The following is a 23,741-nucleotide window of genomic DNA, read 5'->3' on the forward strand; positions in this document are numbered from 1 at the left end:
TTCGCAGAAAACCCGCGAGGCTTCGCGGGTTTTTTACGCAGTTGCATGCGCTTCCGGGTGCGCGAAACGGCGCGCACCCGGAACGGCGTCGGTCATCGATCCATCAGCGCGCGAAATCCGACGTGCTCTGGATGAACGCGTTCAGCTTCGAGATGTTCACGCTGCCGAAGCCCGTCGTCGCGTCCCAGCCGGCCTTCGCCTTGTAGCCGTAGGTGCCGCTGCCGTTGTTGCCGGACGTGACGTCGTGCAGCAGCGCTGCGTTGGTCGGGAAGTACTTGTAGATGCTCGACGCGGGGAACCCGAGCGCATTGTTGTTCGCCGACTGCAGCCGCGCCCAGATGCCCGTGAAGATCGGCGCGGCGAGGCTCGTGCCGCCTTCGTTGTTCAGGTAACCCGAGCCCCACAGCGTGTCGGACGTCTGGCCGTTCACCACCAGAATCGCGCCAGTGCGCAGGTCGGCGTCGAAGCCGACGTCCGGCAGCGCGCGCTTGGTCGACCCGGTGAGGCTCGACGATTGCCACGACGGCGCGGCCTCGTACTTGCTGTATCCGCCGCCCGTCGACCACACGGTGCCCGGCTGCCAGCTCGGATCGTTCCAGACGATCTCGCTGTTATACGCATTGGTCGACGTGTTGGTGAACAGCGTCGTGCCGCCCACGGCGATCACATATGGCGACGTCGCCGGTTCGCTCACCGTGTAGGTCGAGCGCGACGGCGTGCCGCTCGCGCATTCGTACGCGCCATGGTCGCCCGCGGATACGGAGAAGGTTTGCCCTTGAGCGACCGCCTGCTTGAAGATGGTGTCGTCGGTCGCCTGCGAGCCGGTGCTGTTTGCGGACGATTCGCACACGCCGAGCGACACGTTGATCACCTTCGCGACGTTGTCCGTCACCACCTTGTTGTACGCGGCCGTGATCGCGGTGAGCGTCATCGACGGCGCCGCGTAGAACACGACCTGCTTCACGCTGCCGCCGGCGGAGCCGACGATCGACTGGCTGTCGAGGTTCCACTCGACGGTGCCGGACGTATCGGTGTACGAACTGCCGGCCGGGCCGGTCTGCACGATGCTGCTGCTGATCGTGCCCAGGCCGTTGTTCGCGGCGAACGTATTGAGGTCGCTCACCGTTTGCGACAGGTCGCCTTCGGAGATGATGCCGACCGTGGTTTGCGAGGCCGTCGGCGTGCCGTCGCCGCCGTAGAGCGACGAGAATTCGGTCGGGTTGTGCGGCACCGCCGACGCGCCGGCCGGGATCGTCAGGTTGCTGGTGTTGCCTTGCGGCTTGCTGCCCGCGCCGGTATGCATCAGCTCGACGTTCTGCAGGCCGAGCACCGCGCCCACGATGCCGCCGATCGCGTTCGGCACTTGTGCGGCGTCGGTATTCGCATAGACGCTGCGGCCGTTGCGCGTGAAGCGCTTGAGCGTCGTGCGGAACGCCGACTTGATGGTCGCCGCGGTGCCGGATGCGGACACCAGCAGCCGGTTCGGTGCGACCACGATGTTCACGAAACCTTCCTTGCGCAGGTGCGCGACGACGGACGCGACCTGCTGGTCGGTCGGCGCATATTGCGCGGCGAACTGCGCGGGCGTGAGGAACTGCCGGTAGTGCGGCGAGCCGGGCGTATGCAGGTCGCGCAGGTACTTGTCGAGTTGCGCCTCGTTGCGCAGGTTCAGCCCGAGCACGATGTCCACCGATTCGCCGGGCGCCATGTCGATGGCCGCGGCTGCTGCTGCGGCCGTGCTCGCGGCAGGCGCGCCGGCCACGCCGGCTTCGCTCTGCTGCACGAGCGGCAGGAACCCTTTGGTGCGCGTTTCCGTCCAGCCGGCTGCCGGCGCGGCGTGGGCGGTCACCATGCCGAACGAAGCGGCCGCGGCGGCGCATGCGAGCTTGACGATGCGAATGTGCTTTTGTTTCTTGTCTGCAACCTGATTCATTTGAATTACCCCTCCGGTTGAACATCGAACGGCACGAACAACAACGGTCGACGGCGATGCGGGTCGTGCATCGCCGCATTCTGTCGCGCTCGCACGGTTGGCGCGGACGCGACAGGGCCTTTCGCCCGATCCGGAAAGGTGGTTTCTCTCCGGGGGCGAAATACGGAAAACGCGGTAGCGGAAGGGCTGCACCGCGATGCGGGGCAGCCGCGCGGACATGGCGCGGGCGGGATTGCTAGAGCAACAGCTTCGGTATCCTGCTCATTTCATTCGATCCTTCGGCCCGCTGCCGGATGGCAGTCGTCCAATGAGATGCATCGGGATATTGCATTGCATGCGCCGGTGCGCGAACGACACGGCCGGCGGCGAGCACTTCGGTGCGGCGGAAGCGAAAAAAACGTAGAGCGGAATCGATTGCGTGGTGAACAATTCGTCCAATTGCTTGAATCGGACGGTATCAAGAACGAAAGCGGAGTGTCAAACTTTTTTTGATTATATGAAACAAAATTAAATCGAATAACGTGCAATGTTTTTGAAAAGATCGGCAGTATTTTGTAATTTTCGAGGTCGCCTTCGCAGGTAATGCCGGAGGCGATTCGCCAATCATTTCCGATTCGTTCTGTAATGGGCCGAGCGTTATCGAGGAAGTGCTCGACATCGTCGCCGGCACGGTCACTGCGCGCCCACGCTGATTTCGTAGTAGTGCGTATGGCGACGCTATCGTGCATGTATCGCTCAGGCGATGCTGCAGACGATCGAACGCGCGATGCCTTCATGTGCTTGACGAACTGCATTTCAAGCATCGATACCGGTCGGCATGGTTACCGGTCATCGCGCGAGACGGCCGCCCGCCGAAGCAGCCGCGCGACAACGATCAACCAGCCGTCAACCCGCGTCCGCCTGCCATCCGAGCCCGAGGCTCTTCTGCAGCGACACGTAATCCTTGATCAGTTCGGCTTGCCCGGCAATCACGTTCTGCTGCGCGGACAGCGCTTCGCGTTGCGTGTCGAGCAGGTCGATCATCGACGCGACGCCCGCGCGATAGCGTTCGTCCATCAGCGATCGGGAATGCACGGCCGACGTTTGCACCTTGGTGAGCGCAACGACGTGTTCGCGCTGGTGCCCATAGCGCTGCAGTGCGGTGTTCGCATCCTGCAACGCGCCGAGCACTGCCTTCTGGTAATTCGCTTCCGCTTCGTCGCGCGACGCTTCGGCCGCGCGCACCGCGCCGCGTGTGCGTCCGAAGTCGAGAATGTTCCATTGCAGGTACGGCGCACCGACCCACGTGAAGTTCTGCTTGCGCAACAGATGGCCGGGGTCCGTCGCACTGAAGCCGAGATCGCCGAGCAGCGTCACCTTCGGGAAATAGTCGGCGACATGCTCGCCGATCTGCGCATGGCTCGACGCGAGCCGACGCTCGGCCGCGCGAATGTCGGGGCGCTGCTTCAGCAGTGCGGCCGGATCGCCGATTGCGACGCTGCCGGGCAGCGTCGGCAGCGGGGTGTCCGGTGTCGACAGCGCGGCGTCGAGCGCGCCCGGCGCGCGGCCCGTCAGGATCGCGAGCCGGTCGAGCGATTCCGTTACCTGCGCGTCGAGCGGGATCAGCGATGCACGCGTGTTCTCGACCAGCGTCGTCAGGCGTTCGATGTCCACATCGGCCGCGACGCCGCGCGCGCGGCGCTGCTGCGTGAGTTCGAGCATCTGCTGCTGCAGTTCGGCCGTGCGCTGCGACAGCGTGAGACGCTGCTGCCGGTCGCGCAGGTCGACGTAGGCGGTCGCGACTTCGGCGGCGATCGACACCTGGGTGTCAGAGAGGTCGGCGTCGACGGCCTCTGCCTGCGCGGATGCGGCTTCGACCGCACGGCGCGTGCCGCCGAACAGGTCGATTTCCCAGGTCGCGTCGAAGCCGGACGAATAGAGCTGCAACGGCCCGGAGCCGCCAAGCGACGGCGATGCGCCGCTTGACTGGTTCGAGCCGTTCGACGGCAGCAGCGAGCCGAGCGCGCTGACGTCCGGTTCGCGCATGCGGATGGCAGCAACGGTGGCCGACGATTTCGGCAATTGGGCCGCGCGCTGTTGCGAGAGCTGCGCACGCGCTGCGCGCAAGCGCGCCTGCGCGGCGTGCAGATCGGGGTTGTACACGAGCGCGGCGGTGATCAGGTCGTCGAGCTGGCGATCGTTCAGCGCGTGCCACCACGCGCTCGGTGCGGGTGCTGAGGTGTCGACGCCGGATGCCGGCGCGCGCACGAAGGTCGGCGCATCCGGCGCGGCGGGCGCGCCGCGGTAGTCGGGGCCGACCGTGCAGCCGGCGAGCAGGCACGCGGCCGCGCACAGCGTGAGTGCAGGGCGGCGGGGCGGGGAGAAGGATTTCATCGCGTAAGACGGTTCAATGGCCGGACGACATCGGCTGCGGGCCGCGTGGCGTTCTCAGCAGCAGCGCGAGCGGCACGCACGCGAGCAGCGCGAGGCCCAGCAGATAAAAGGTTTCGGAATAGGTCATCACGACCGCCTGGATCTGGATCTGCTGCGCAAGCTGTCCGAGCGCACGCATGTTCGAATACGCGAGATCGCCGGTATGAGCGAACCAGTTGGCCGCGTAGGCCGACAACCGGTCCTGCCCGATCAGCGAGTTCGCGCTCACCGATTCGCGGAGCGCGGCCGTATGGAAGGTCGTGCGCCGGTCGATCACGGTGCCGATGATCGCGAGCCCGATCGAGCCGCCGAGATTGCGCGCCATGTTGTAGAGCCCGGCCGCGTCGCCCGAGTCCTCGCGCGCGACGGCCGCCATCGACGCCTGGTTGAGCGGCATCATCGCGAGCATCTGCGCGACGCCGCGGATCAGCTGCGACCATACGAAGTCGTGGCCGACGCTCTGCGCGGTCAGGCCGATGTCGAGCATGCAGCTCAGGCAGAACAGCAGCAGCCCCGAGATCACGAGAACGCGGAAGTCGACCTTGCCGAGCAGGCGCGGCAGGATCGGCATCACGAGAAAGGCCGGCAGCCCCGACAGCAGCATGATCGCGCCGGCCTGCTCCGCGTTGTAGCCGGCGACGATCGCGAGGAACTGCGGCAGCAGGTAGGACACGCCGTACAGTCCGGCGCCGACCGCGGACACGATCACGATCACGCTCGCGTAGCGCGGGTTGCGCATCAGCGACAGCCGCATGATCGGCCGCTTCGCGAAGCGCTGCGACAGCGCGATCAGGATCATTCCGGCGAGCGACACGGCGCTCAGCGTGACGATCATCTGCGATTCGAACCAGCGTTCGCGCTGGCCCTCCTCGAGCACGACGGTGAGCGAGCTCAGCCCGATCGCGAGGCCGGCGATCCCGAGCCAGTCCGCGTTGAAGAACGTAGTCCATTGCGGGCGGTCCGACGGCAGCCCGAACCACAGCAGCGCCATCAGCAGCAGGCACACGGGCAGGTTCAGGAAGAAGCACCAGCTCCAGTTCACGTTCTCCGCGAGCCAGCCGCCGAGCACGGGGCCGAACAGCGGCCCGAGCAGCACGATCAGGCCGAACAACGTCATCCCGACCGGTAGCTGCGACAGCGGCAGCCGCGTGCGGATGATGGTCTGCGCGGTCGGGATCAGCGCGCCGCCGGTGAAGCCCTGGCCGATCCGGCCCGCGATCATCATCGGCAGCGAATGCGACCAGCCGCACATCATCGAGAACGCGATGAAGAGCGCGGAGTTCGTCAGCAGGAAATTGCGCAGCCCGAACACGCGCGTGAGCCACGCGGCAAGCGGGATCATCACGATTTCCGACATCAGGTAGCCGGTCGAGATCCACGTGCCTTCGGTGCCGGTCGCGCCGATTTCGCCCTGGATCTGCGGCAGCGCGGAGTTCGTGATCGAGATGTCGAGCGTCGCCATCAGTGCGCCGAGCGCGCCGGCCGCGACCGCGATCCAGTCGGTCACGCTCGCGCGGCCTTCGTGCGGCGGCGCGGGTGTCGTCGCGGGCATGTCAGCCATGGCGCTTCTCGTCGCGGGCCGAGCGCGTATCGACGTCGACCGTCACCGACAGTCCCGGCAGCAGCATGCGCTGCGCGCGGGCATCCGCGGCGAGGCGGATGCGCACCGGCACGCGCTGGACGATCTTCGTGAAGTTGCCGGTCGCGTTCTCGGGCGGCAGCAGCGCGAACTGCGCGCCGGTGCCGGGCGCGAAGCTGTCGACGACGCCGGACAGCGCGCCGTCCGGCAGCGCGTCGACGTGCAGTGCGACGGGCTGGCCGATGCGCATCCGGCCGATCTGCGTTTCCTTGAAGTTCGCGACGAGATAGATCGCGTCGACCGGCACGACGGTCAGCAGGCGCGTGCCGGGTTGCACATATTGACCGACGCGCACCGTGCGATCGCCGACGCGGCCGTCGAGCGTGCTGCGCACGACCGTGTTGTCGAGGTCGAGCTGCGCCTGCGCGGCGCTGGCCTGCGCGGCCTCGAGCTGCGCGCGTGCCTGCTGGAGTTGCGCGGTGAACGACGCGATCTGCGTGCGTGCGGCTGCGATCGACGCATTGTTCGCGGCGAGCGTCGCGGCTGCCTGGTCGCGCGTGCTCTTCAGGTCGGCGACGCGTTCGTGCGTTTCGGCACCGGTCGCCGCGAGCGGCGCATAGCGCGCGTATTCGTCGCTTGCGTGACGTGCATTGATCTGCGACACCTTCGCCTGCGCATCGGCCTGGTCGAGATTCGCGTGCTGCTGGTTGATGTCGGCTTCGGCGCGCGCGATATCGGCGCGGCGCGCGTCGACGGTCGCGAGCGATTGCGCGAGCGCAACCTGGTACTGGCGGACGTCGAGCCGCACGAGTGGATCGCCGACCTTCACGGCCTGGTTGTCGCGGACGTAGACGTCGGTGACGTAACCGGCGACCTTCGGCGCGGCAGTCATGCTGTCCGCCTGCAAATAAGCGTCGTTGGTGCTTTCGATGAAGCGGCCGACCGTCCACCAGCGGCCGAGCCAGACGGCGGCGCCGAAGGCAGCGAGCACGGCGACGACGAGCAGGATGCGTCGCTTCGATCCGCTGGTTCCGTTGCGCGGCGTTGTTCCGGTTTCCTGACGATTTACTTTCTGTGGCGGATCTTGCAACGTCGACATGCGGGCATCCAATTTATTCCATGTGGAAGAATTATTCCAGTTGCTAAAATTGTGTCAAGTAGAATGTCGGTCGATCGAGTGACGAGGAAGGCATGAACGAAGCGAAGAAGCTGCGCCGCACGTCGGCGGGCGGCTACGCGCGCGGCGACGAGACGCGCCAGCGGATCATCGAGGCGGCGATCGAGCTGTTCGGCGAACGCGGGTTCGCGGGAGCGTCGACGCGCGAGATCGCCGCGATGGCCGGCGTGAACGCGCCGGCGCTCCAGTACTACTTCGAGAACAAGGAAGGCGTTTACCGCGCGTGCGTGGAGACGATCGCCGAGCACGGCTGGGAGGTGTTCGCGCCGGCGGTCGGCCATGCGTGGGCGATGCTCGATGCGAACGCTGACGTCGACGTGCTGATCGACGCGTTCGTCGCGCTGCTGCGCGCGCTGTCGGACCGGATGTTCACGGCGCCGAAGACGATGAACCAGCGGATGTTCTTCGCACGCGAGCAGGGTGGCCAGGAGCCGGCGAGTGCGAGCGAAATCCTGATGAAGCGCATGCGCAAGCCGCTCAACGACGTGAGCGCCGAACTGATCGGCCGCATCTCGGGGCGGCCGGCCGACGATCCCGTCACGCGGTTGCGCGCGCTGAGCCTGTTCGGGCAGATCACGGTATTCCACATCGCGCAGCGTTCGGCGCTTCAACTGCTCGAATGGGAAGCGTTCGACGGCGAGCGTGCGGTGCTGCTGATCGAGACGATCGCCGACCAGACGCGCGTGCTGCTCGAACAATGGCATGCGCAGCGCGACGCGTGTGCCGCTGCTGAAGCCGGTGCGAAGCGCGGGCAGCGTGCTGCGGCGAAACGCACGGCGAAGCCGGGTGCGTCGACGCCCGCGGCGGCAAGCACGCGCGCGTGAAGAAGCCCGCCGCGCGTTGAGCGCGGCGCGCCGTTAGCCGTTGCCGGTCAGCTCGGCTTGCGCTCCGGTTCGCCGGCCGACGGCGGCCGGGCCGCCGTTGCGGCGGCATTGCCGTTGCGGGTGTTGCTGCCGCTTTCGCCTTCGTCCTCGCTTTCGCCGTTGCCTTCCCGCCGCGATCCATCCGCGTACGCGACGAGGCTGCGTTGCGGATTGGCGATCCGGATGCCGCGTTCGCGGAACGTCTCCGCGATCCGCCGGTTGAATTCACGCTGCACGCTCCAGCGCGTCGAGTCCGTGCACTGCATCTGCCCCGCGAGCGCAACGGCCGCGCCGTCGACCTGGTCGATGCCCCAGTAGCTGAAGTCGGACAGGATGCCGTCGTGGTACTGCGGATCGTCGCGCAATGCGGTGCCGATCTCCTTGAGCGTCGCGATCGCGCGATCGATGTCCTCGCCGTACGCGATGCTGACCTTGACGGCCGCGTTGCCGAGCCCGCGATTCGTATTGTTGACGGTCGTCACCGAGCTGAACGGAATCGTGTACAGCGATCCGTCGCCTGCACGCAGCCGCACGGTGCGGATCGACAGGTATTCGACCGTGCCCGACACGCCGGCGAGCGTGACCCAGTCGCCGACCTGCATCGCGTTTTCCATCAGCAGGAAGATCCCGGTGATGAAATCCTGCACGAGCTTCTGCGAGCCGAAGCCGAGCGCGACGCCGAAGATGCTGGCGCCGGCCAGCAGCGGACCGACGTTTACGCCGAGTTCGCTGAGCCCCGTCAGCACGACGACCAGCGCGATCATCACGAACAGCAGCGAGCGCAGCATCGGCAGCAGCGTGCGCAACCGCGCCGCGCGCACGAGATTGCCTTCGCGGGTCCAGCGCTGCAGGCGGCGCTCGATCGCGATGTTCGCGGCTTCCCATACGACGAGCGCGACGATGGCCGCGATCGCGATCGTCACCAGCGCCGACGCGAGCCGGTGGCCGATCGTGCCGGTCTCGAACGCGCTGAAGATCGGCACGCCCCAGATCTGCAGCAACAGCACGACGGTCACGATGCCGAGCGCGCCCGATACGATCCGGCGCAGCAGCGGGTAGTAGCGGTACGCATGCAGATGGACGAGCGTGCGGTCTTCGTCGCGGCGCTGGAACAGCCGCGCGAGCGCGCCGAACACGACGATCGACACGATCCGCATGCCGATCATCGCGGCGATCGAACGGCCGCCGAGCGTGATCAGCACGCGGTAGCCGTTGTGGACGTCGAGCGCCCACACGAACCACAGCGCCATCACGATGAATACCGACACGGGCGCCCAGGCGTCCGCGAGCGCGTTGCCGATTACCGCAAAGGTCGGCCGGTCCGCGCCGGCTGCGCGGATCCGCACGGCGACCGGCCGGCGGCACTGCAGGATCAGCGCCGCGATCATCACGTGCCCGACGAGCGCGACCGCTTTCAGCAGCGCGACGTGACCGGCCTCGCTGAGGCCGATGTTCGCGGCGATCTCGACCGCGGCCGTGCACACGCCGACCACGATCACGATCCGCGCGATCGAGCGTTGCGCGAAGTCGGCCCATGCATCGCTGATGTGCAGCAGCCGCAATTGCCGCGCATCGGGCTGGAAGAACAGCCGGCTGACGATCGTGACGAGCCGGCCGATCACGTAGATGTCGATCAGCGATTCGAGCGCGGATTCGATCGGCGTGCCGGCGTCGCCGGTCATCGACATCGTCAGGCTCGCGACGCCGACGAACACGAGCAGCGGCACCGCGCGCAGCGCGAGGCTGACGAGCGCGCGCGGCATCCGGTGCAGCAGCGTGGTATGGCGCTGCGCGTCGCCGCGGCCTTGCGATGATGTGGGTGCGGTGTCGGGAGCGTGGGCGGCGTCGGGTGGAGCAGATGATTCCGGCGGCGGCGCGTTGTCGTCGTCGGACGTGACGGCATCGGGCGCGGTGCTGCGCGACGAGTCGGCTCGCCGTGCGGCCAGCGCGGCCAGCGCGCGCCGCAGCAGCCGCTTCGCGAACCATTCGAACAGGAACGCGGGCACGAGCACGGCGACGATGAGCCAGATCGCGTGCGCGAGATCGGCGCGCTCGTCGGCGCGCACCAGCTTGTCATGCCACCAGCTTCCGACCGAACCGACATCGAGCAGCGAGCGCAGCGATTCCTTCAGCGCGCTGCCGATTTCGGTGGTCCAGCGCGCCCCCTGGCGGACGAGCATCGACGCGAGCCCGTTCGACGTGAGCGCGGCAGGCGCGGAGGCAGCCGACGCGCCGCTGGCCGCAGCCGCTTCGCTTGCCGTGACCGCGGGCGCGCTCAATGCGCCGACGGCCGCGATCGCACGCAGCGTCGTTTCGACCTGAGCGCGATCGCGCGGGTTTTCGAGCACGTCGAGTGCCTGCCGGGCCTGTTGCGGCGTCAGCGCGGGCGCGGTGCCGGAAGCGGCCGATGCGGCGGCCGGTGCGGGAGCGGCCGCATGCGCGGCCGAGACGGCGGCGGCGAGTAGCCAGCCGAGGAGGAAATGTCGCATGGGTAGGCATGCGGGCGCGCATCGGCGCGCGGCCCGCGGAGCTGAACGATGGACGGAAGTTAACATGATCGCGATCGGAACCGAATAGTTCCATCGACGAATATTTGAATCGCGCATACGCGAGGCGGCGCGGGCGTTTGCGGCTTGTTCGTGCCGGTAGACAGTCCGATATGCGGACACGTCTTTTTTATCGAATCGTAAGCGTCCTGTAACGCGTGCTTGTTGGTGCCCCGGCGTGCAGATGTGAACCGGGAACGGTTTTTGAACGCGAATGGCGCGTCGTTACGCGAGCGTTCGCCCGATCGTGAACAAACGACGATCATCGCGACACGCATGTCGTATGTGATGGCTTCGCATTCCTGACGAATCACGCCGGCCCGTCGTGGAAAACCGGCAGCACATGCTCGGCGAGTTCTTCGATGACCTCGCGCACGGGCCGGTCCGCTCCCGGATTCAGCGTGACGTGATGCGTGCCCGCCGCGCGCATGTCCCGCAGGACGTCGACCAATACGCGGCGCCCGGTGGTATAACCGAGCGACAACGCGGTAGCCGGCGCATCGGGATGCGCGGCGAGGTCGAGCCGCATCGACACGCCGAACGCGCGAAAGGCCGGCGATGCGAGCCGGTCGACCGCCGCGCGCCACATCGAATAACGGGCGCGCTGCGTGTCCGGATCGCGGTGGTACGTCATCCAGCCGATCGAGTGCCGCGCGATCCAGTCGACGCTTTGTCCGCCCGAGCCGACCGCGAGCATCGGCACCGCGTCGTCGCCGCGCGGCAGCAGCGTGAATTCAGGCGCGTCGGGCGGCGCTTCGTCGGGCAGCACGCGCGACGGCAGACCGAGCGCGGCCGCGACGACGTCCCAGTGTGCGCGATAGCGGTCGCGCCGCGTTTCCGCATCGACGCCGAACGCCGCGTATTCAGGCGGCCGGTCGCCGGAGCCGAGCCCGAGAATGAAGCGTCCGCCCGACAGCGTCGCGACCGACAGCGCGCCTTTCGCGATATGCAGCGGATGACGCAGCGGCAGCACGATCGCGCCGCTGGCGAGCGCGATCCGGCGCGTGCGCGACGCCAGTGCACCGAGCAGCACCCACGGGTCGAGGTGGCCGACCGGGTCGGGATAGTCGGCGCTGTTCAGCGGCACGTCGCGAATCCACAGCGCGCGAAAGCCGAGCGTATCGGCAAGCGCCGCGAGTTCGAGCTGTTCGTTGAAGTCGGCGACGATATTGCCGCTGCGAAGCAGCGGCAGCGTGAGGCCGATCGACAATTGCCCGGCCGAAAAGACGCGGCGTGCGACGTCGGCGCGGGCGAGGGCGTGCGTGGTCATGTCGAATCCCTGGAGGCGGTGCAAGGCGAACGCGCGGCGTTCCGTGTCCGAATGCTAGCGTGTTTGCGCCAGGCAGGAGCGGGGCGGCCCGGGCCGAGCACGGCGCTACGCGATCCGCAGCGTCATGCCGCGCGGCGCGAGGCCCAGGCGTGACGCCACGCGTTGCGATGCGCGGTTGTCGCTGTCGGTGCTGTAGAACAGCGTGCGGTAGTCGATATCCAGCCAGTCTTTTGCGTCAGGCATGCGTCGAGGATGGGTTTCCGGTCAGGCGGTGGAGAGCCGTCCGAAGGGCGCGCGTCCTGTCATGCGTGCACCGCCACTGTCGGGCGATTGTAAGGCGACTGCTGGCGGCGCGCAGGAACAACGCCGCGATGCCAGCCCGGGGCCGGTGTGGCAAGCCGGCAGGCAAGGCCGCCCGTCGTCGATCCGGAGGGCGTTTCAGTTTCGAAACGTTCGCGTTCCTCGCCGGTGCACGATCCCCGTCGAAGGCCTCGCATCGGCCCGCGCGGCCTTGCGGCATGAAGCATGGTGCGCTCCTTGCATATCTGTGCGTGCCGTGAGCGCGATCGCAGACGCAGTCGGCCCGGCGATCGCTTCAGTGGGTCGGACGTATCGAATACGGGGACAAGAGAATGAAAAGAGACCGAACCGCAACGTGTCATGTTGCAAATATGAATCGCCGACCTGCCAGGGTATTCGCTTCGCCGTTGATCGCGGCGACGTGAGCGCGCGGCTTTCCGTTCCATCCGGGCAATCGGGTTCGTTCCGAACGACGGCGTGCATGCGTGACGCACGAGGCCGACCGGTGCCGGTCGGCCGTCGGGGATGAACCGCGAATGCATGCGGATGGCCCCGGCCTGGATCCAGGATCGTCATTTCGCGGCGCAACGCGAGTCGTCGTGCGGCGGATGCGTTCGCACGCCGCGCATTGCATCGGCGTGACGGGCCCGGAGAACCGGATTGCACGGGAAAGCCGGTGGCGCAACGATGCGTGCGGCATCGCGGAACACGCGTAGTCCAGGGGAAGCGTTCGCCATTCTCGGCGCGGCGGACGCCACAATATTGTGCTGTCAGTTGATCCACTACCCCGATGGATCAATTGTTGAAGCGCCCATCGCCGAGCGGCTGATGGGCGTCTTTTTTTGTGCGCGGGTTTGTCGTGCGGGCCGCCGGCCGGATCGCGCGACGTTCTGTATCATGTGCTGGCGCGCGGGCCGCTCGTGCGGTTGCACGGCTGGCCGGCGCGCCCGCTCACGCGTTGCCAACATGAACGATCAAGCCTTGCACGACCCCTCATCCGCTTGTGTCGAGCCGACTGCGCTCGACGCGCTGCACACGTTTGTCGAGCGTCATCCGCGCCTGCTCGTGCTGACCGGCGCGGGCATCAGCACCGATTCCGGCATTCCCGGCTATCGCGACCGCAATGGCCAATGGATGCGCTCGCCGCCGATCCAGCTCCACGAATTCCTCGGCTCCGACGCGGCGCGGCGACGCTACTGGGCGCGCAGCATGATCGGCTGGCCCGTCGTCGGCCGTGCGCAGCCGAACCGGTCGCACGACGCGCTGGCGCGGCTCGGCCGCGCAGGCCGGATCGAGCGCCTCGTCACGCAGAATGTCGACGGCCTGCATCAGCGTGCGGGCAGCGACGACGTGATCGAGCTGCACGGCGGGATCAACGGCGTGACGTGCCTCGAATGCGGCGCGCATCATGCGCGCGCGACGATCCAGAACGTGCTCGAAGCCGACAATCCCGACCTGCTGGGCGCGCAGGCCGAGCCGGCCGCCGACGGCGACGCGCACCTCGAATGGGCCGCGCTCGACACGTTCCGCATCCCGGCGTGTCCCGCGTGCGGCGGCCTGCTGAAGCCGGCGGTCGTGTTCTTCGGCGAGAACGTGCCGCGCGAGCGCGTGACGCTGGCCGCGCAGGCGCTCGATGCGGCCGATGCCTTGCTCGTCGTCGGGTCGTCGCTGATGGTGTATTCCGGGTACCGCTTCTGCGTATGGGCGCAGGCACAGCACAAGCCGGTGGCCGCGCTCAATCTCGGCCATACGCGCGCCGATCCGATGCTGACGCTGAAGGTCGAGGCGCAGTGCGCACCGGCGCTCGACGCACTCACCGCGCGGCTGGGCTTCGCGCGCAACGCACCGGAGCACGCATCGTGAGCGGCCCGACATCTACGCCCGATCCGTCCGCGCGGCTGTCGGCGCCGGCGGCCGAACGCAATCGCGGGCCGATCCTCGACGTGTTGCGCCGCGTGCTGCCGGCGGCCGGCAGCGTGCTCGAAATCGCGAGCGGCACGGGGCAGCACGTCGTCCATTTCGCACAGGTACTGCCGGGCCTGCGCTGGCAGCCGAGCGATCCCGACGCGCAGGCGCGGCGCTCGATCGCCGCGTGGATCGCGCATGCGGGCCTCGCGAACGTTGCCGGGCCGCTGGCGTTCGACGTGCGCGATGTGTCGTGGCCGGTCGACGCGCTCGACGCGATCGTCTGCATCAACATGATTCACATCTCGCCGTGGGCCTGTACCGACGCGCTGTTCGCGGGCGCGTCGCGCCTGCTGCGGCCGGGCGGCGTGCTGTTCCTGTACGGCCCGTATCGTCGCGAGGGCCGGCATACGGCGCCGTCGAACGAAGCGTTCGACCTGCAGTTGCGCAGCCGCGACCCGTCGTGGGGCGTGCGCGATCTCGAAACCGTCGTCGCGCTCGGCCTCGATCGCGGGCTCGACTGCATCGAGGTCGTCGAGATGCCGGCGAACAACCTGAGCGTCGTGTTCCGGCGGCTTCCGCACGCGGAACAATGACACGCAAGCGCGCATCGCCGCCGGGTTTCCACTATCCTTTCGCCTGTGCGCGCGGCCCGGGTCGGGTCGCGCCCTGTTTTTTCCGGAGAATTGACTAATGGGCAAACAAGCAATCGGTGTGATCGGGCTCGCGGTGATGGGCCGCAATCTCGCACTCAATATCGAGAGCCGCGGTTACGCGGTGTCGGTGTACAACCGCAGCCGCGAGAAAACCGACGAACTGATCGCCGAATTCCCCGGCCGCAACCTGGTGCCGACCCATACGCTCGAGGAGTTCGTCGCGTCGCTCGAAACGCCGCGCCGGATCCTGATGATGGTGAAGGCGGGTGAGGCGACCGATGCGACGATCGCGTCGCTCAAGCCGCTGCTCGAGAAGGGTGACGTGCTGATCGACGGCGGCAATACGCACTTCACCGACACGATTCGCCGCAACCAGGAACTCGCGCAATCGGGCCTGCATTTCATCGGCACCGGCGTGTCGGGCGGCGAAGAGGGCGCGCTGCGCGGCCCGTCGATCATGCCCGGCGGCCAGCGCGACGCGTACGACCTCGTCGAGCCGATCCTCAAGCAGATCGCCGCGAAGGCGCCGTCGGACGGCGAGCCGTGCGTCGCGTACATGGGCCCGGATGGTGCAGGCCACTACGTGAAGATGGTCCACAACGGCATCGAATACGGCGACATGCAATTGATCGCCGAAAGCTACTCGGTGCTGAAGAACGTCGCGGGCCTGACCAACGACGAGCTCGGCGCGGTGTACACCGAATGGAACCAGGGCGAGCTCGACAGCTACCTGATCGAGATCACGTCGAAGATCTTCGGCAAGAAGGACGAAGAGACCGGCAAGCACCTCGTCGACGTGATCCTCGATCGCGCCGCGCAGAAGGGCACCGGCAAGTGGACGAGCCAGAACGCGCTGGATCTCGGCGTGCCGCTGCCGCTCATCACGGAATCGGTGTTCGCGCGCGTGCTGTCGTCGCTGAAGACCGAGCGCGTCGCGGCCAGCAAGATCCTGTCGGGCCCGGCTGCCGCGCCGTTCGACGGCGATCGCGCCGCGTTCGTCGAAGCGGTGCGCCGTGCGCTGTACCTGAGCAAGGTGATCTCGTACGCGCAGGGCTTCGCGCAGCTGCGCACGGCGTCCGAAGAGTACGGCTGGAACCTTGACCTCGGGACGATCGCGAAGATCTTCCGCGCGGGCTGTATCATCCGCGCGCGCTTCCTGCAGAAGATCACGGATGCTTACGCGAAGGATCCGGCGCTCGCGAACCTGTTGCTCGATCCGTACTTCCAGGACATCGCCGCGAACTACCAGGCATCGCTGCGCGACGTCGTGGTCGCCGCGGTGAAGGCCGGCGTGCCGGTGCCGGCGTTCGCGTCGGCGGTCGCGTACTTCGACAGCTACCGTTCCGAGCGACTGCCGGCGAACCTCGTGCAGGCGCAGCGCGACTTCTTCGGCGCGCACACGTTCGAGCGCACCGACAAGCCGGGCAGCTTCCACGCGAACTGGTCGTAACCGGCCCGCGGACGCATTGTTGCGAAAATCTATTCTTTGAATAGGGTTTTTCTATCCCGGATGCCGACATTGTTGGCTCCGGGGAAACAGTGTTTTCGCTCTTTCATGGTTTTCCCTAGGGGACGTCGGGACTAAACTTTGTTCCATCGCTGCAGACATGGTGTGTGCGGCGGAGCAAAAAAATCCCGGAGGTAATCATGAAATCGCTGATCGCAACGTTCGCTGCAGCTGCTGTCCTCGCCGTTCCCGCCGTCTCGTTCGCCCAACAGAACGCGCCCGTTACCCGTGCGCAGGTGAAGGCCGAACTGGTCCAACTGCAACAGGCCGGCTATAAGCTGGGCAGCGACCGCACGGACTACCCGGCAGGCATCCAGGCAGCTGAAGCTCGTGTGAACCCGCAACAGAACGTCGCCGCCGCCGACACGACCGGCTATGGCGCGCAACCGGCCGCCGCGCAGGAATCCGGCGCTCCGGCCGCAGCAAAGACCGGCTGGCAAGTCAAGCGTATCGCTGACGGCGCACCGGTCTACAAGGGTCGTTAATGGCTCGGCCGCCCCGGCGGCCGGACCTGACCCCATGTAGTACAAACAGCCCGTCGTTCCGCAAAGCGGAACGACGGGCTGTTTTCATTGGTGGCGCGTGCCGCGCCGACGGTCAATGCAGCGGGCGTGTGCCGCGCCCGATCTCCCGAAATAGCGCTTCGGCCGGCTCCAGCACCTGCAGCCACGTTTCGTCGTAGCCGCTCAGCGTGTCGAGCGCATCGCGCAGCCGCTCGATCGCGAGGACCGGCAGCTCGACGCTGTGGCGCGTGGCGCCCGTCAGGTGCGCGACGCTCGCCAGCTGGACGAGCGCATCGGCCGCCTCGGCGACGTCGGTCGCGAACAGCAGGTGCCGGTTGAGCAATTCGACCAGGCCGCTGGAACCGGCGAAATCGTCCGCATTGAGCTGCACGGAAAGAAACGTCGCATTGTTCATTGTCATGCTCCTCGTTGTCGTTGGATTACGCTGCGCATCACCGAGTATAGGCGGCGATCGAAGGGGAGAATGTGACGGAGCCGAGACGGCAGACGGCTGCGACGCGGGCGGAAGGCCGGCGGCTGGGCCGCCGGACGGCCCGCGCGGTGCGGTTCGCGGGCCGCCGGCCCGCATCGGCGAGGCCGCAAGATTGTTGCCGGAACCTGCGCCTGTCGCGGTCCTGACCGCGACAAATGGTATCTTTGCCGGTCGGAGCGACGCGAAAAAGGGGCCGGTGAGCCCGTTCGCGCCGACGTTCCGCTGTGGAAACTGACGGCCGCGAGAGCGGTCGGATACTGGTTGGTCCGGCCGTCCGGCCGGACATCGTGCGTCGCGCGCCGGAGGGCGGTGGGCGGCGCAACGACGCAAATCCGGGAGGACCCTTGAGAAAAACTATTCCCATCCACGATTCGCTGGCGCACTGGCTGCCGCAGGCAGCGCTCGTCGCCGCGGCCGTCGCGCTGTCGGGCTGTACGCTGACGCCGTGGACCGACAACTGGCAGCCGGCGCGTTCGTCGGCGCCGACGTCGGCCGCGACGCCCGGCGTGATCGCAGGCTATTACCGCGTGAACCCGGGCGACACGCTCGCGGGCATCGCGAACGCCTACGGGCAGCGCGTGCAGGACGTGGCGAGCTGGAACCACATGGCGCCTACCGACGCGGTGTCGCCCGGCCAGGTGCTGCGCGTCGCGCCGCCTGCCGCGACGTCATTCGGGCAGCCGCCCGCGGCGGCCGCGCAGCCGGGCTCGCTCGCATGGCCGGCCACGGGTGTCGTCACGGCGCCGTTTGCGACCGGCAAGACGCGCGGCGTCGTGATCGCCGCGTCCGGGCCCGACCGTTCGGTGCGGGCCGCGGCGAACGGGCGGGTGGTCTATGCCGGGTCCGGCGTCAAGGCGTACGGCCCGCTCGTGATCCTGAAGCACGACAACGGGCTCATCACGGCCTACGGTCACAACGGCAAGCTGCTCGTCAACGAAGGCGACGCGGTGCGCCAGGGCCAGCCGGTCGCCGAGATGGGCACCGACGCGAGCGGCCGTTCGACGTTCGAGTTCGAAGTTCGCCAGAACGGCAAGGTCGTCGATCCGATGAACTTCCTGCCGCGCAACGGCGGCTGACGAGCCGCATCGCCGCGTGTGCGCCGGGCGGCGCACACGCTCCCGCCTTCTTTCACCTTCATCCTTCCTTCAGCGTCGCGGTGTCGGACTGTCTCGCGTGATTGCCGAGCCAGCGGATGCCCAATGCGAGCGCCGCTGCGCCGAGCGCGATCAGCGAGCACTGGATCGCGACCGGCAGGTAGCCGTGCGGCCGCGGATCGACGAACGGGTAGGGATACCAGTTCTCCAGCGCGCCGCGCACGAGCGTATAGCCGAGATAGACGACCGGAAAACCGAGCCATGCGAACGCGCTGCGCCGCGCGATCGGCGAGCGCGGCTCCACGTACAGCCAGTCGCACAGCATGACGAGCGGCACGATCCGGTGCAGCACCCAGTTGTTGAACGCCGGCGTGACATGACGCAGCGCATCGAGCCGCGCGAGCAGCAGTTCGTAGACGATCGCGGTGATCAGCACGTACAAAACCGCCGCGCCGCGCATCGATTCGTAGCGGGCCGAGCCGGGGCGCGCGATCCGCCAGAGCCCGGCGGTCAGTATCGCCGACGCATAGAGGCTGCTCAGTTGCGTGAAGTAGCTGAGGAAGTTGCCGAGATGGACCGCGGGCATGCCCCAGTAGCCGGCGATGCTGTGCAACGTCGTGGACACCGCGAGCAACGCGGCAATCAGCCGGTAGGCCGCAACGAAGAACGCCTTGCTCATGATGCGCGCGCAACGTCGACACCAAAGCTTCATCGTGCCACAGCCGTTCCCGCGCGCGATGCGGATTTTCCATATGGCAGCCGCGCGCGGCGCGTGTTGACGATTCGTCGGATATTTGACCGCGCCGCGGGAAATCGGACGCCCGTGCGGCTACAATCGTGGCAGCTCTGCCGGGCGCGGAGCCCGTTGCGGCATGCGCCCCTCCCCGCATACAACACGAGACGACGCATGAAAAACATCCTCGCGAAACAGACGCGCTACAGCTCGCCCGCGATCTTCTTCCACTGGGCCATCTTCCTGCTGGTGGCGCTGGCGTACCTGGCCATCGAGATCCGCGGGCCGAAAGGCAGCGACAGCCGGGTGTTCTGGATGAACGTGCACCTCACCGCAGGCACGTTCGTGCTCGTGCTGTCGGTGCTGCGTGTGCTGTGGCGGGTCGTCAGCCGCGTGCCGGAAGCCATTCCGCAGGCCGCGCTGCTGCGCTGGCTCTCGAAGCTCGCGCATTTTGCGCTCTACGTGTTCATCGTCGCGCAGCCGCTGCTCGGCATCATGATGATCAACCTGGGCGGCAAGCCGGTGTCGCTCGACTGGCTCGGCGTGTCGTTCACGCTGTTCGGCCCCGACAAGGCGTTGCGGCCGACGATCAAGGAAGCGCACGAACTGATCGGCAACGCGTTCTACTTCGTGATCGGCCTGCATGCGCTGGCCACGTTGTACCACCATTTCATCCGGCGCGATAACGTGCTGCGGCGCATGGTGCCCTGAGCGCCGCGCTCCGGACGCGCGCGGCAGGCGGGGGCGCATGGTTGTGTTGACAACCATGCGCCCCCGCTTCGTTTACCGTCGTCCGCGGCTGGCCATCGAGGCGAACATTCTGTAACATCTCGGCTGTTTTTACATTCCGCTTACTCGCCGCCGCGCATGCTGCACCGACATCGTCACCTGACCGCCTGGCTTGGCGTGCTCGCGATCTGGTTCGCGATCGCGGCGCCGCTGGTGTCGCAGTGGCGCATCGCGCAGGCGGCCGCGCCCGACGCAATCGTCTGCAGTGCAGAGCATGGCGCGCATCGGTCGCCCGATGCGGGTCGCATGCACGATCATGCGCTGCATCTCGATGCGTGCGGCTATTGCGGATTCTTCGCGCACAGCCCTGCGATCGGCGCGCCTGCCGCCGCGTCGTTCGCTTCCGTTTCCGTCGTTTCCGTTTCCGCCGCCGCGCCGCCAGCCGTCGCGGCGCGCACCGATCGCTATCCGCGCGCGTATCCACGCGCACCGCCCGAGCGCGCCTGACGCGCTGTCTTCCGTTCTTTCCACCGCCGATATCCGTGCGGCCCGTCGAGGTCGCGTGGAGGGCGTCACTCGGGCTTTCGATCATGACCATTTTCCAGTTGCGTGCGCCGCGGGCGTCACGCAATGCCTGTGCGCGGCGCGTGCCGCGCATGTTGAAACTCACCGTTCCCGTGCTCGCCGTCGGCGCGCTGGCCGCGACCGCCGCCGCGGCCGAAACGGCGCGCGCGGCCGGCGCGCCTGCGGACGATTCGGCAGCGCTGCTGCCGCCCGTCGAGGTCGTCGCGTCGCCGCAGACGACGCCGCTCGTCGTCGTCACGGATCCGAAGGCGCCGCGCCAGCCGCTGCCCGCCAGCGACGGCGCGGATTACCTGAAGACGATCCCCGGCTTCACGTCGATCCGCAGCGGCGGTACGAACGGCGACCCCGTGCTGCGCGGGATGTTCGGTTCGCGGCTGAATATCCTGGCGAACGGGATGCCGACGCTCGGCGCCTGCCCGAACCGGATGGATGCGCCGACGTCGTACATCGCGCCGGAAAGCTATGACAAGGTCACCGTCGTGAAGGGGCCGCAGACCGTGCTGTACGGTCCCGGCGCGTCGGCCGGCACCGTGCTGTTCGAGCGTGTGACGCCGCGTTTCGACAAGCCGGGCATGCGTTTCGAGGGCAGCCTCGTCGGCGGGTCGTTCGGCCGCAACGACCAGAACATCGACCTGACGGCCGGCACGCCGGACGTCTATGGCCGCGTGACCGCGAACCACGCGCATTCGCAGGACTACAAGGACGGCAACGGCAACACGGTGCCGTCGCAGTGGGACAAGTGGAACGCCGATGCGGCGCTCGGCTGGACGCCCGACGACCATACGCGGGTCGAACTGACGGCCGGCACGGGCGACGGCTACGCGAAGTATGCGGGCCGCGGGATGGACGGCGCGCATTTCCGCCGCGAGACGTTCGGCCTGTCGTTCGACAAGCGGCATCTCGGCGACGTGCTCGACCGGATCGAGGCACGCGTGTACTACAACGAAGCCGACCACGTGATGGACAACTACACGTTGCGGCAGCCCGATCCGACCAGCAGCATGCCGATGCGGATGGCGTCGGAGGTGCGGCGCCGCACGGTCGGCGCGCGCGCTGCCGCGACGTTCCGTTTCGGCGACGACTTCAAGCTCGTGACGGGCGTCGACGCGCAATCGAACCGGCTCGATTCGCGCTCGGCGATGGGGCGGCAGAACTACGGCGATCAGCCGTGGGATGCGCAGGCGACGATGTGGAACGCGGGTGCGTTCGGCGAGCTGACGTGGTACGCGAGCGACGTGTCGCGCGTGATCGGCGGCGCGCGCGTCGACTACGCGAGCGCACGCGACAAGCGCGCGACGACGAGCGGGATGATGGCGAGCAAACCCAACCCGACCTTCGACGACGATCGCGCGCGCGTGCTGCCGAGCGGCTTCGTGCGCTACGAGCGCGATCTCGCATCGCTGCCCGTCACGTGGTACGCGGGGATCGGTCATGCGGAGCGCTATCCCGACTACTGGGAGCTGTTCTCCGCGAAGCGCGGGCCGGCCGGTTCGGTCAACGCATTCTCGGCGGTGCAGCCGGAGAAGACCACGCAGCTCGACATCGGCGCGCAATACAAGAGCGACCGGTTCGATGCGTGGGTGTCGGCCTACGCAGGCTACGTGCAGGACTTCATCCTGTTCAACTACGCGGCCGGCATGATGGGCCCGACCACGCGGGCGATCAACGTCAACGCGCAGATCATGGGCGGCGAAGCAGGCGTGTCGTGGCGGCCGGTTGCGCCGCTGCGCGTCGAGACGTCGCTCGCGTATGCGTGGGGGCGCAACGTGGCGAGCGGCGATCCGCTGCCGCAGATGCCGCCGCTCGAGGCGCGCATCGGGCTCGAATACACGCGTGGCGCGTGGTCGGCCGGCGGCCTGTGGCGGATCGTTGCGCCGCAGCATCGTTATGCGCTGAACGAGGGCAACGTGGTCGGCAAGGACTTCGGCCCGAGCGCCGGATTCGGCGTGCTGTCGCTGCATACGCAATACAACGTCAGCAAGACCGTGCAGGTCTCGGTCGGCGTCGACAACGTGCTGAACAAGGCCTACACCGAGCATCTGAACCTCGCCGGCAATGCCGGCTTCGGCTATCCGGCGAACGCGCCGGTGATGGAGCCGGGCCGTACCGCATGGGTACGCGTAAGCGCAAAGCTGTAGCGCATTGCGCGTGTGCGTTGCAGCATGCGCGCGCATGAACGCGGCCCCGCCCGAACAGGTGGGGCGCGTCAACCGATTAGAGAACCGTGTCTAGTCGGGGCGCAAACGTTGGCCAGTCGTGCTTCACTCCGGCATTCGACGATCACGGCGCACGCGAGGGCGCCGCGTGCGTCGATCCGATCTCATTCGTACCGGCAGCACAATAATCAGGAGAACATGCATGGCCAGATCGATGCGTTCCAGGGTGGTGGCAGGGGCAGTGGCATGCGCGATGAGCGTCGCGCCGTTCGCGGGGACGACCGCGGTGATGACGCTCGCGACGACGCACGCGACGATGGCGGCGACCGCGCCCGCCGACGACTACGCGACGACGCGTTATCCGATCATCCTCGTGCACGGGCTCACGGGCACCGACAAGTACGCGGGCGTGCTCGAGTACTGGTACGGCATCCAGGAAGACCTGCAGCAGCATGGCGCGACCGTCTACGTCGCGAACCTGTCGGGCTTCCAGAGCGACGACGGGCCGAACGGGCGCGGCGAACAGTTGCTCGCTTACGTGAAGACGGTGCTCGCCGCGACGGGCGCGACCAAGGTCAATCTCGTCGGTCACAGCCAGGGCGGGCTCACGTCGCGTTATGTCGCGGCCGTCGCGCCCGATCTCGTCGCGTCGGTGACGACGATCGGCACGCCGCATCGCGGCTCCGAGTTCGCCGACTTCGTGCAGAGCGTGCTCGCATACGATCCGACCGGGCTTTCGTCATCGGTGATCGCCGCGTTCGTCAATGTGTTCGGAATCCTGACGAGCAGCAGCCACAACACGAACCAGGACGCGCTCGGGTCGCTGAAGACGCTGACGACCGCACAGGCCGCCACGTACAACCAGAACTATCCGAGCGCGGGCCTTGGCGCACCGGGCAGTTGCCAGACCGGGGCGCCGACGGAAACCGTCGGCGGTAACACGCATCTGCTGTATTCGTGGGCCGGCACGGCGATCCAGCCAACGCTCTCCGTGTTCGGTGTCACGGGCGCGACGGACACGAGCACCGTTCCACTCGTCGACCCGGCGAACGCGCTCGACTTGTCGACGCTCGCGCTGTTCGGCACGGGCACGGTGATGATCAACCGCGGCTCGGGCCAGAACGACGGGCTCGTGTCGAAATGCAGCGCGCTGTACGGCCAGGTGCTGAGCACGAGCTACAAGTGGAACCATATCGACGAGATCAACCAGTTGCTCGGCGTGCGGGGCGCGTATGCGGAAGATCCGGTCGCGGTGATCCGCACGCATGCGAACCGGCTGAAGCTGGCGGGCGTGTAATCG

19 protein-coding genes are annotated in these 23,741 nt (G+C 67.4%); 10 read left to right on the forward strand and 9 right to left on the reverse strand.

Annotation, left to right across the window (positions count from 1 at the left end; all coding sequences use genetic code 11):
• Positions 1 to 103 precede the first annotated feature (103 nt).
• The 4 genes from FPJ27_RS08545 to FPJ27_RS08560 all read right to left on the reverse strand — a co-directional run bounded on the left by FPJ27_RS08545 (position 104) and on the right by FPJ27_RS08560 (position 7,023).
• Positions 104 to 1,933: a S53 family peptidase gene (locus FPJ27_RS08545; protein WP_204422592.1), complete on the reverse strand. Its 1,830-nt coding sequence runs from the start codon at positions 1,931 to 1,933 to the stop codon at positions 104 to 106.
• Between the two features lie 885 nt (positions 1,934 to 2,818).
• Positions 2,819 to 4,306 carry an efflux transporter outer membrane subunit gene (locus FPJ27_RS08550; RefSeq protein ID WP_204422593.1) on the reverse strand — a complete coding sequence of 496 codons (1,488 nt, stop codon included), beginning with the start codon at positions 4,304 to 4,306 and terminating at the stop codon, positions 2,819 to 2,821.
• 13 nt (positions 4,307 to 4,319) lie between these two features.
• Complete coding sequence (locus FPJ27_RS08555; protein WP_204422594.1) at positions 4,320 to 5,906, reverse strand: MDR family MFS transporter; 1,587 nt, start codon at positions 5,904 to 5,906, stop codon at positions 4,320 to 4,322.
• Complete coding sequence (locus FPJ27_RS08560) at positions 5,899 to 7,023, reverse strand: HlyD family secretion protein (RefSeq protein WP_204422595.1); 1,125 nt, start codon at positions 7,021 to 7,023, stop codon at positions 5,899 to 5,901. Before FPJ27_RS08560 ends, FPJ27_RS08555 begins: the two co-directional genes overlap by 8 nt.
• A gap of 92 nt (positions 7,024 to 7,115) precedes the next feature.
• Here FPJ27_RS08560 and FPJ27_RS08565 point away from each other — a divergent pair, with 92 nt between their 5' ends.
• Positions 7,116 to 7,925 carry a CerR family C-terminal domain-containing protein gene (locus FPJ27_RS08565; protein WP_204422596.1) on the forward strand — a complete coding sequence of 270 codons (810 nt, stop codon included), beginning with the start codon at positions 7,116 to 7,118 and terminating at the stop codon, positions 7,923 to 7,925.
• A gap of 47 nt (positions 7,926 to 7,972) precedes the next feature.
• On the opposite strand, the gene FPJ27_RS08570 is transcribed toward FPJ27_RS08565, so the two are convergent.
• The 3 genes from FPJ27_RS08570 to FPJ27_RS08580 all read right to left on the reverse strand — a co-directional run bounded on the left by FPJ27_RS08570 (position 7,973) and on the right by FPJ27_RS08580 (position 12,023).
• On the reverse strand, positions 7,973 to 10,453 hold the full coding sequence (locus tag FPJ27_RS08570; RefSeq protein WP_204422597.1) for a mechanosensitive ion channel domain-containing protein: 2,481 nt from the start codon (positions 10,451 to 10,453) through the stop codon (positions 7,973 to 7,975).
• A 367-nt stretch (positions 10,454 to 10,820) separates the two neighbouring features.
• Positions 10,821 to 11,780, reverse strand: coding sequence for an LLM class oxidoreductase (locus FPJ27_RS08575; protein WP_204422598.1), 960 nt, complete (start codon positions 11,778 to 11,780; stop codon positions 10,821 to 10,823).
• A gap of 105 nt (positions 11,781 to 11,885) precedes the next feature.
• Positions 11,886 to 12,023: a GNAT family N-acetyltransferase gene (locus FPJ27_RS08580; RefSeq protein WP_239483269.1), complete on the reverse strand. Its 138-nt coding sequence runs from the start codon at positions 12,021 to 12,023 to the stop codon at positions 11,886 to 11,888.
• Positions 12,024 to 13,046: 1,023 nt separating this feature from the next.
• Between FPJ27_RS08580 and FPJ27_RS08585 the strand changes: the two genes are divergently transcribed.
• From FPJ27_RS08585 to FPJ27_RS08600, 4 genes are all read left to right on the forward strand, one after another.
• The gene (locus tag FPJ27_RS08585) at positions 13,047 to 13,943 is read left to right on the forward strand and encodes an NAD-dependent protein deacetylase (RefSeq protein WP_072439456.1); all 897 of its coding nucleotides are present in this window, start codon (positions 13,047 to 13,049) and stop codon (positions 13,941 to 13,943) included.
• Positions 13,940 to 14,581 carry a DUF938 domain-containing protein gene (locus FPJ27_RS08590; protein WP_204422599.1) on the forward strand — a complete coding sequence of 214 codons (642 nt, stop codon included), beginning with the start codon at positions 13,940 to 13,942 and terminating at the stop codon, positions 14,579 to 14,581. The genes FPJ27_RS08585 and FPJ27_RS08590 overlap by 4 nt, the downstream gene beginning before the upstream one ends.
• 97 nt (positions 14,582 to 14,678) lie before the next feature.
• Complete coding sequence (gene gndA, locus FPJ27_RS08595) at positions 14,679 to 16,091, forward strand: NADP-dependent phosphogluconate dehydrogenase (RefSeq protein ID WP_072439460.1); 1,413 nt, start codon at positions 14,679 to 14,681, stop codon at positions 16,089 to 16,091.
• 197 nt (positions 16,092 to 16,288) lie between these two features.
• On the forward strand, positions 16,289 to 16,633 hold the full coding sequence (locus FPJ27_RS08600) for a DUF4148 domain-containing protein (RefSeq protein ID WP_034180037.1): 345 nt from the start codon (positions 16,289 to 16,291) through the stop codon (positions 16,631 to 16,633).
• A gap of 112 nt (positions 16,634 to 16,745) precedes the next feature.
• Here FPJ27_RS08600 and FPJ27_RS08605 read toward each other — a convergent pair whose 3' ends face one another.
• The gene (locus FPJ27_RS08605; RefSeq protein WP_072439461.1) at positions 16,746 to 17,066 is read right to left on the reverse strand and encodes a hypothetical protein; all 321 of its coding nucleotides are present in this window, start codon (positions 17,064 to 17,066) and stop codon (positions 16,746 to 16,748) included.
• Positions 17,067 to 17,488: 422 nt separating this feature from the next.
• On the opposite strand from FPJ27_RS08605, the gene FPJ27_RS08610 reads away from it, so the two are divergent.
• Positions 17,489 to 18,220 carry a peptidoglycan DD-metalloendopeptidase family protein gene (locus FPJ27_RS08610; RefSeq protein ID WP_072439462.1) on the forward strand — a complete coding sequence of 244 codons (732 nt, stop codon included), beginning with the start codon at positions 17,489 to 17,491 and terminating at the stop codon, positions 18,218 to 18,220.
• 58 nt (positions 18,221 to 18,278) lie between these two features.
• Here FPJ27_RS08610 and FPJ27_RS08615 read toward each other — a convergent pair whose 3' ends face one another.
• Positions 18,279 to 18,917 (reverse strand): Pr6Pr family membrane protein, encoded by a 639-nt coding sequence (locus tag FPJ27_RS08615; RefSeq protein ID WP_072439463.1) that lies wholly within the window; start codon positions 18,915 to 18,917, stop codon positions 18,279 to 18,281.
• A gap of 228 nt (positions 18,918 to 19,145) precedes the next feature.
• Here FPJ27_RS08615 and FPJ27_RS08620 point away from each other — a divergent pair, with 228 nt between their 5' ends.
• The 4 genes from FPJ27_RS08620 (at position 19,146) to FPJ27_RS08635 (ending at position 23,738) form a co-directional block, all read left to right on the forward strand.
• A complete protein-coding gene (locus tag FPJ27_RS08620; protein WP_072439465.1) occupies positions 19,146 to 19,682 on the forward strand; it encodes a cytochrome b in 537 nt (178 codons plus the stop codon).
• A gap of 156 nt (positions 19,683 to 19,838) precedes the next feature.
• Entirely contained in the window at positions 19,839 to 20,207 is a 369-nt protein-coding gene (locus tag FPJ27_RS08625) for a DUF2946 domain-containing protein (RefSeq protein WP_204422600.1), read from the forward strand.
• A gap of 83 nt (positions 20,208 to 20,290) precedes the next feature.
• Positions 20,291 to 22,423 carry a TonB-dependent copper receptor gene (locus tag FPJ27_RS08630; RefSeq protein WP_204422601.1) on the forward strand — a complete coding sequence of 711 codons (2,133 nt, stop codon included), beginning with the start codon at positions 20,291 to 20,293 and terminating at the stop codon, positions 22,421 to 22,423.
• Positions 22,424 to 22,643: 220 nt separating this feature from the next.
• Positions 22,644 to 23,738, forward strand: coding sequence for a triacylglycerol lipase (locus FPJ27_RS08635; RefSeq protein ID WP_204422602.1), 1,095 nt, complete (start codon positions 22,644 to 22,646; stop codon positions 23,736 to 23,738).
• Positions 23,739 to 23,741 lie beyond the last annotated feature (3 nt).

Origin of the sequence: Burkholderia sp. MS455, assembly GCF_016899445.1 — a bacterium.
GTDB classification, from domain to species: domain Bacteria; phylum Pseudomonadota; class Gammaproteobacteria; order Burkholderiales; family Burkholderiaceae; genus Burkholderia; species Burkholderia pyrrocinia_C.

Bases quoted from the DNA above. Each gene is read 5' to 3' on its own strand.
- FPJ27_RS08605 (WP_072439461.1), bottom strand. From the start codon at position 17,066: ATGAACAATGCGACGTTTCTTTCCGTGCAGCTCAATGCGGACGATTTC.
- FPJ27_RS08575 (WP_204422598.1), bottom strand. From the start codon at position 11,780: ATGACCACGCACGCCCTCGCCCGCGCCGACGTCGCACGCCGCGTCTTT.
- FPJ27_RS08630 (WP_204422601.1), top strand. From the start codon at position 20,291: ATGACCATTTTCCAGTTGCGTGCGCCGCGGGCGTCACGCAATGCCTGT.
- FPJ27_RS08580 (WP_239483269.1), bottom strand. From the start codon at position 12,023: ATGCCTGACGCAAAAGACTGGCTGGATATCGACTACCGCACGCTGTTC.
- FPJ27_RS08585 (WP_072439456.1), top strand. From the start codon at position 13,047: ATGAACGATCAAGCCTTGCACGACCCCTCATCCGCTTGTGTCGAGCCG.
- FPJ27_RS08600 (WP_034180037.1), top strand. From the start codon at position 16,289: ATGAAATCGCTGATCGCAACGTTCGCTGCAGCTGCTGTCCTCGCCGTT.
- FPJ27_RS08620 (WP_072439465.1), top strand. From the start codon at position 19,146: ATGAAAAACATCCTCGCGAAACAGACGCGCTACAGCTCGCCCGCGATC.
- FPJ27_RS08545 (WP_204422592.1), bottom strand. From the start codon at position 1,933: ATGAATCAGGTTGCAGACAAGAAACAAAAGCACATTCGCATCGTCAAG.
- FPJ27_RS08550 (WP_204422593.1), bottom strand. From the start codon at position 4,306: ATGAAATCCTTCTCCCCGCCCCGCCGCCCTGCACTCACGCTGTGCGCG.
- FPJ27_RS08615 (WP_072439463.1), bottom strand. From the start codon at position 18,917: ATGAGCAAGGCGTTCTTCGTTGCGGCCTACCGGCTGATTGCCGCGTTG.
- FPJ27_RS08555 (WP_204422594.1), bottom strand. From the start codon at position 5,906: ATGGCTGACATGCCCGCGACGACACCCGCGCCGCCGCACGAAGGCCGC.
- FPJ27_RS08560 (WP_204422595.1), bottom strand. From the start codon at position 7,023: ATGTCGACGTTGCAAGATCCGCCACAGAAAGTAAATCGTCAGGAAACC.
- FPJ27_RS08565 (WP_204422596.1), top strand. From the start codon at position 7,116: ATGAACGAAGCGAAGAAGCTGCGCCGCACGTCGGCGGGCGGCTACGCG.
- FPJ27_RS08635 (WP_204422602.1), top strand. From the start codon at position 22,644: ATGGCCAGATCGATGCGTTCCAGGGTGGTGGCAGGGGCAGTGGCATGC.
- FPJ27_RS08625 (WP_204422600.1), top strand. From the start codon at position 19,839: ATGCTGCACCGACATCGTCACCTGACCGCCTGGCTTGGCGTGCTCGCG.
- gndA (WP_072439460.1), top strand. From the start codon at position 14,679: ATGGGCAAACAAGCAATCGGTGTGATCGGGCTCGCGGTGATGGGCCGC.
- FPJ27_RS08570 (WP_204422597.1), bottom strand. From the start codon at position 10,453: ATGCGACATTTCCTCCTCGGCTGGCTACTCGCCGCCGCCGTCTCGGCC.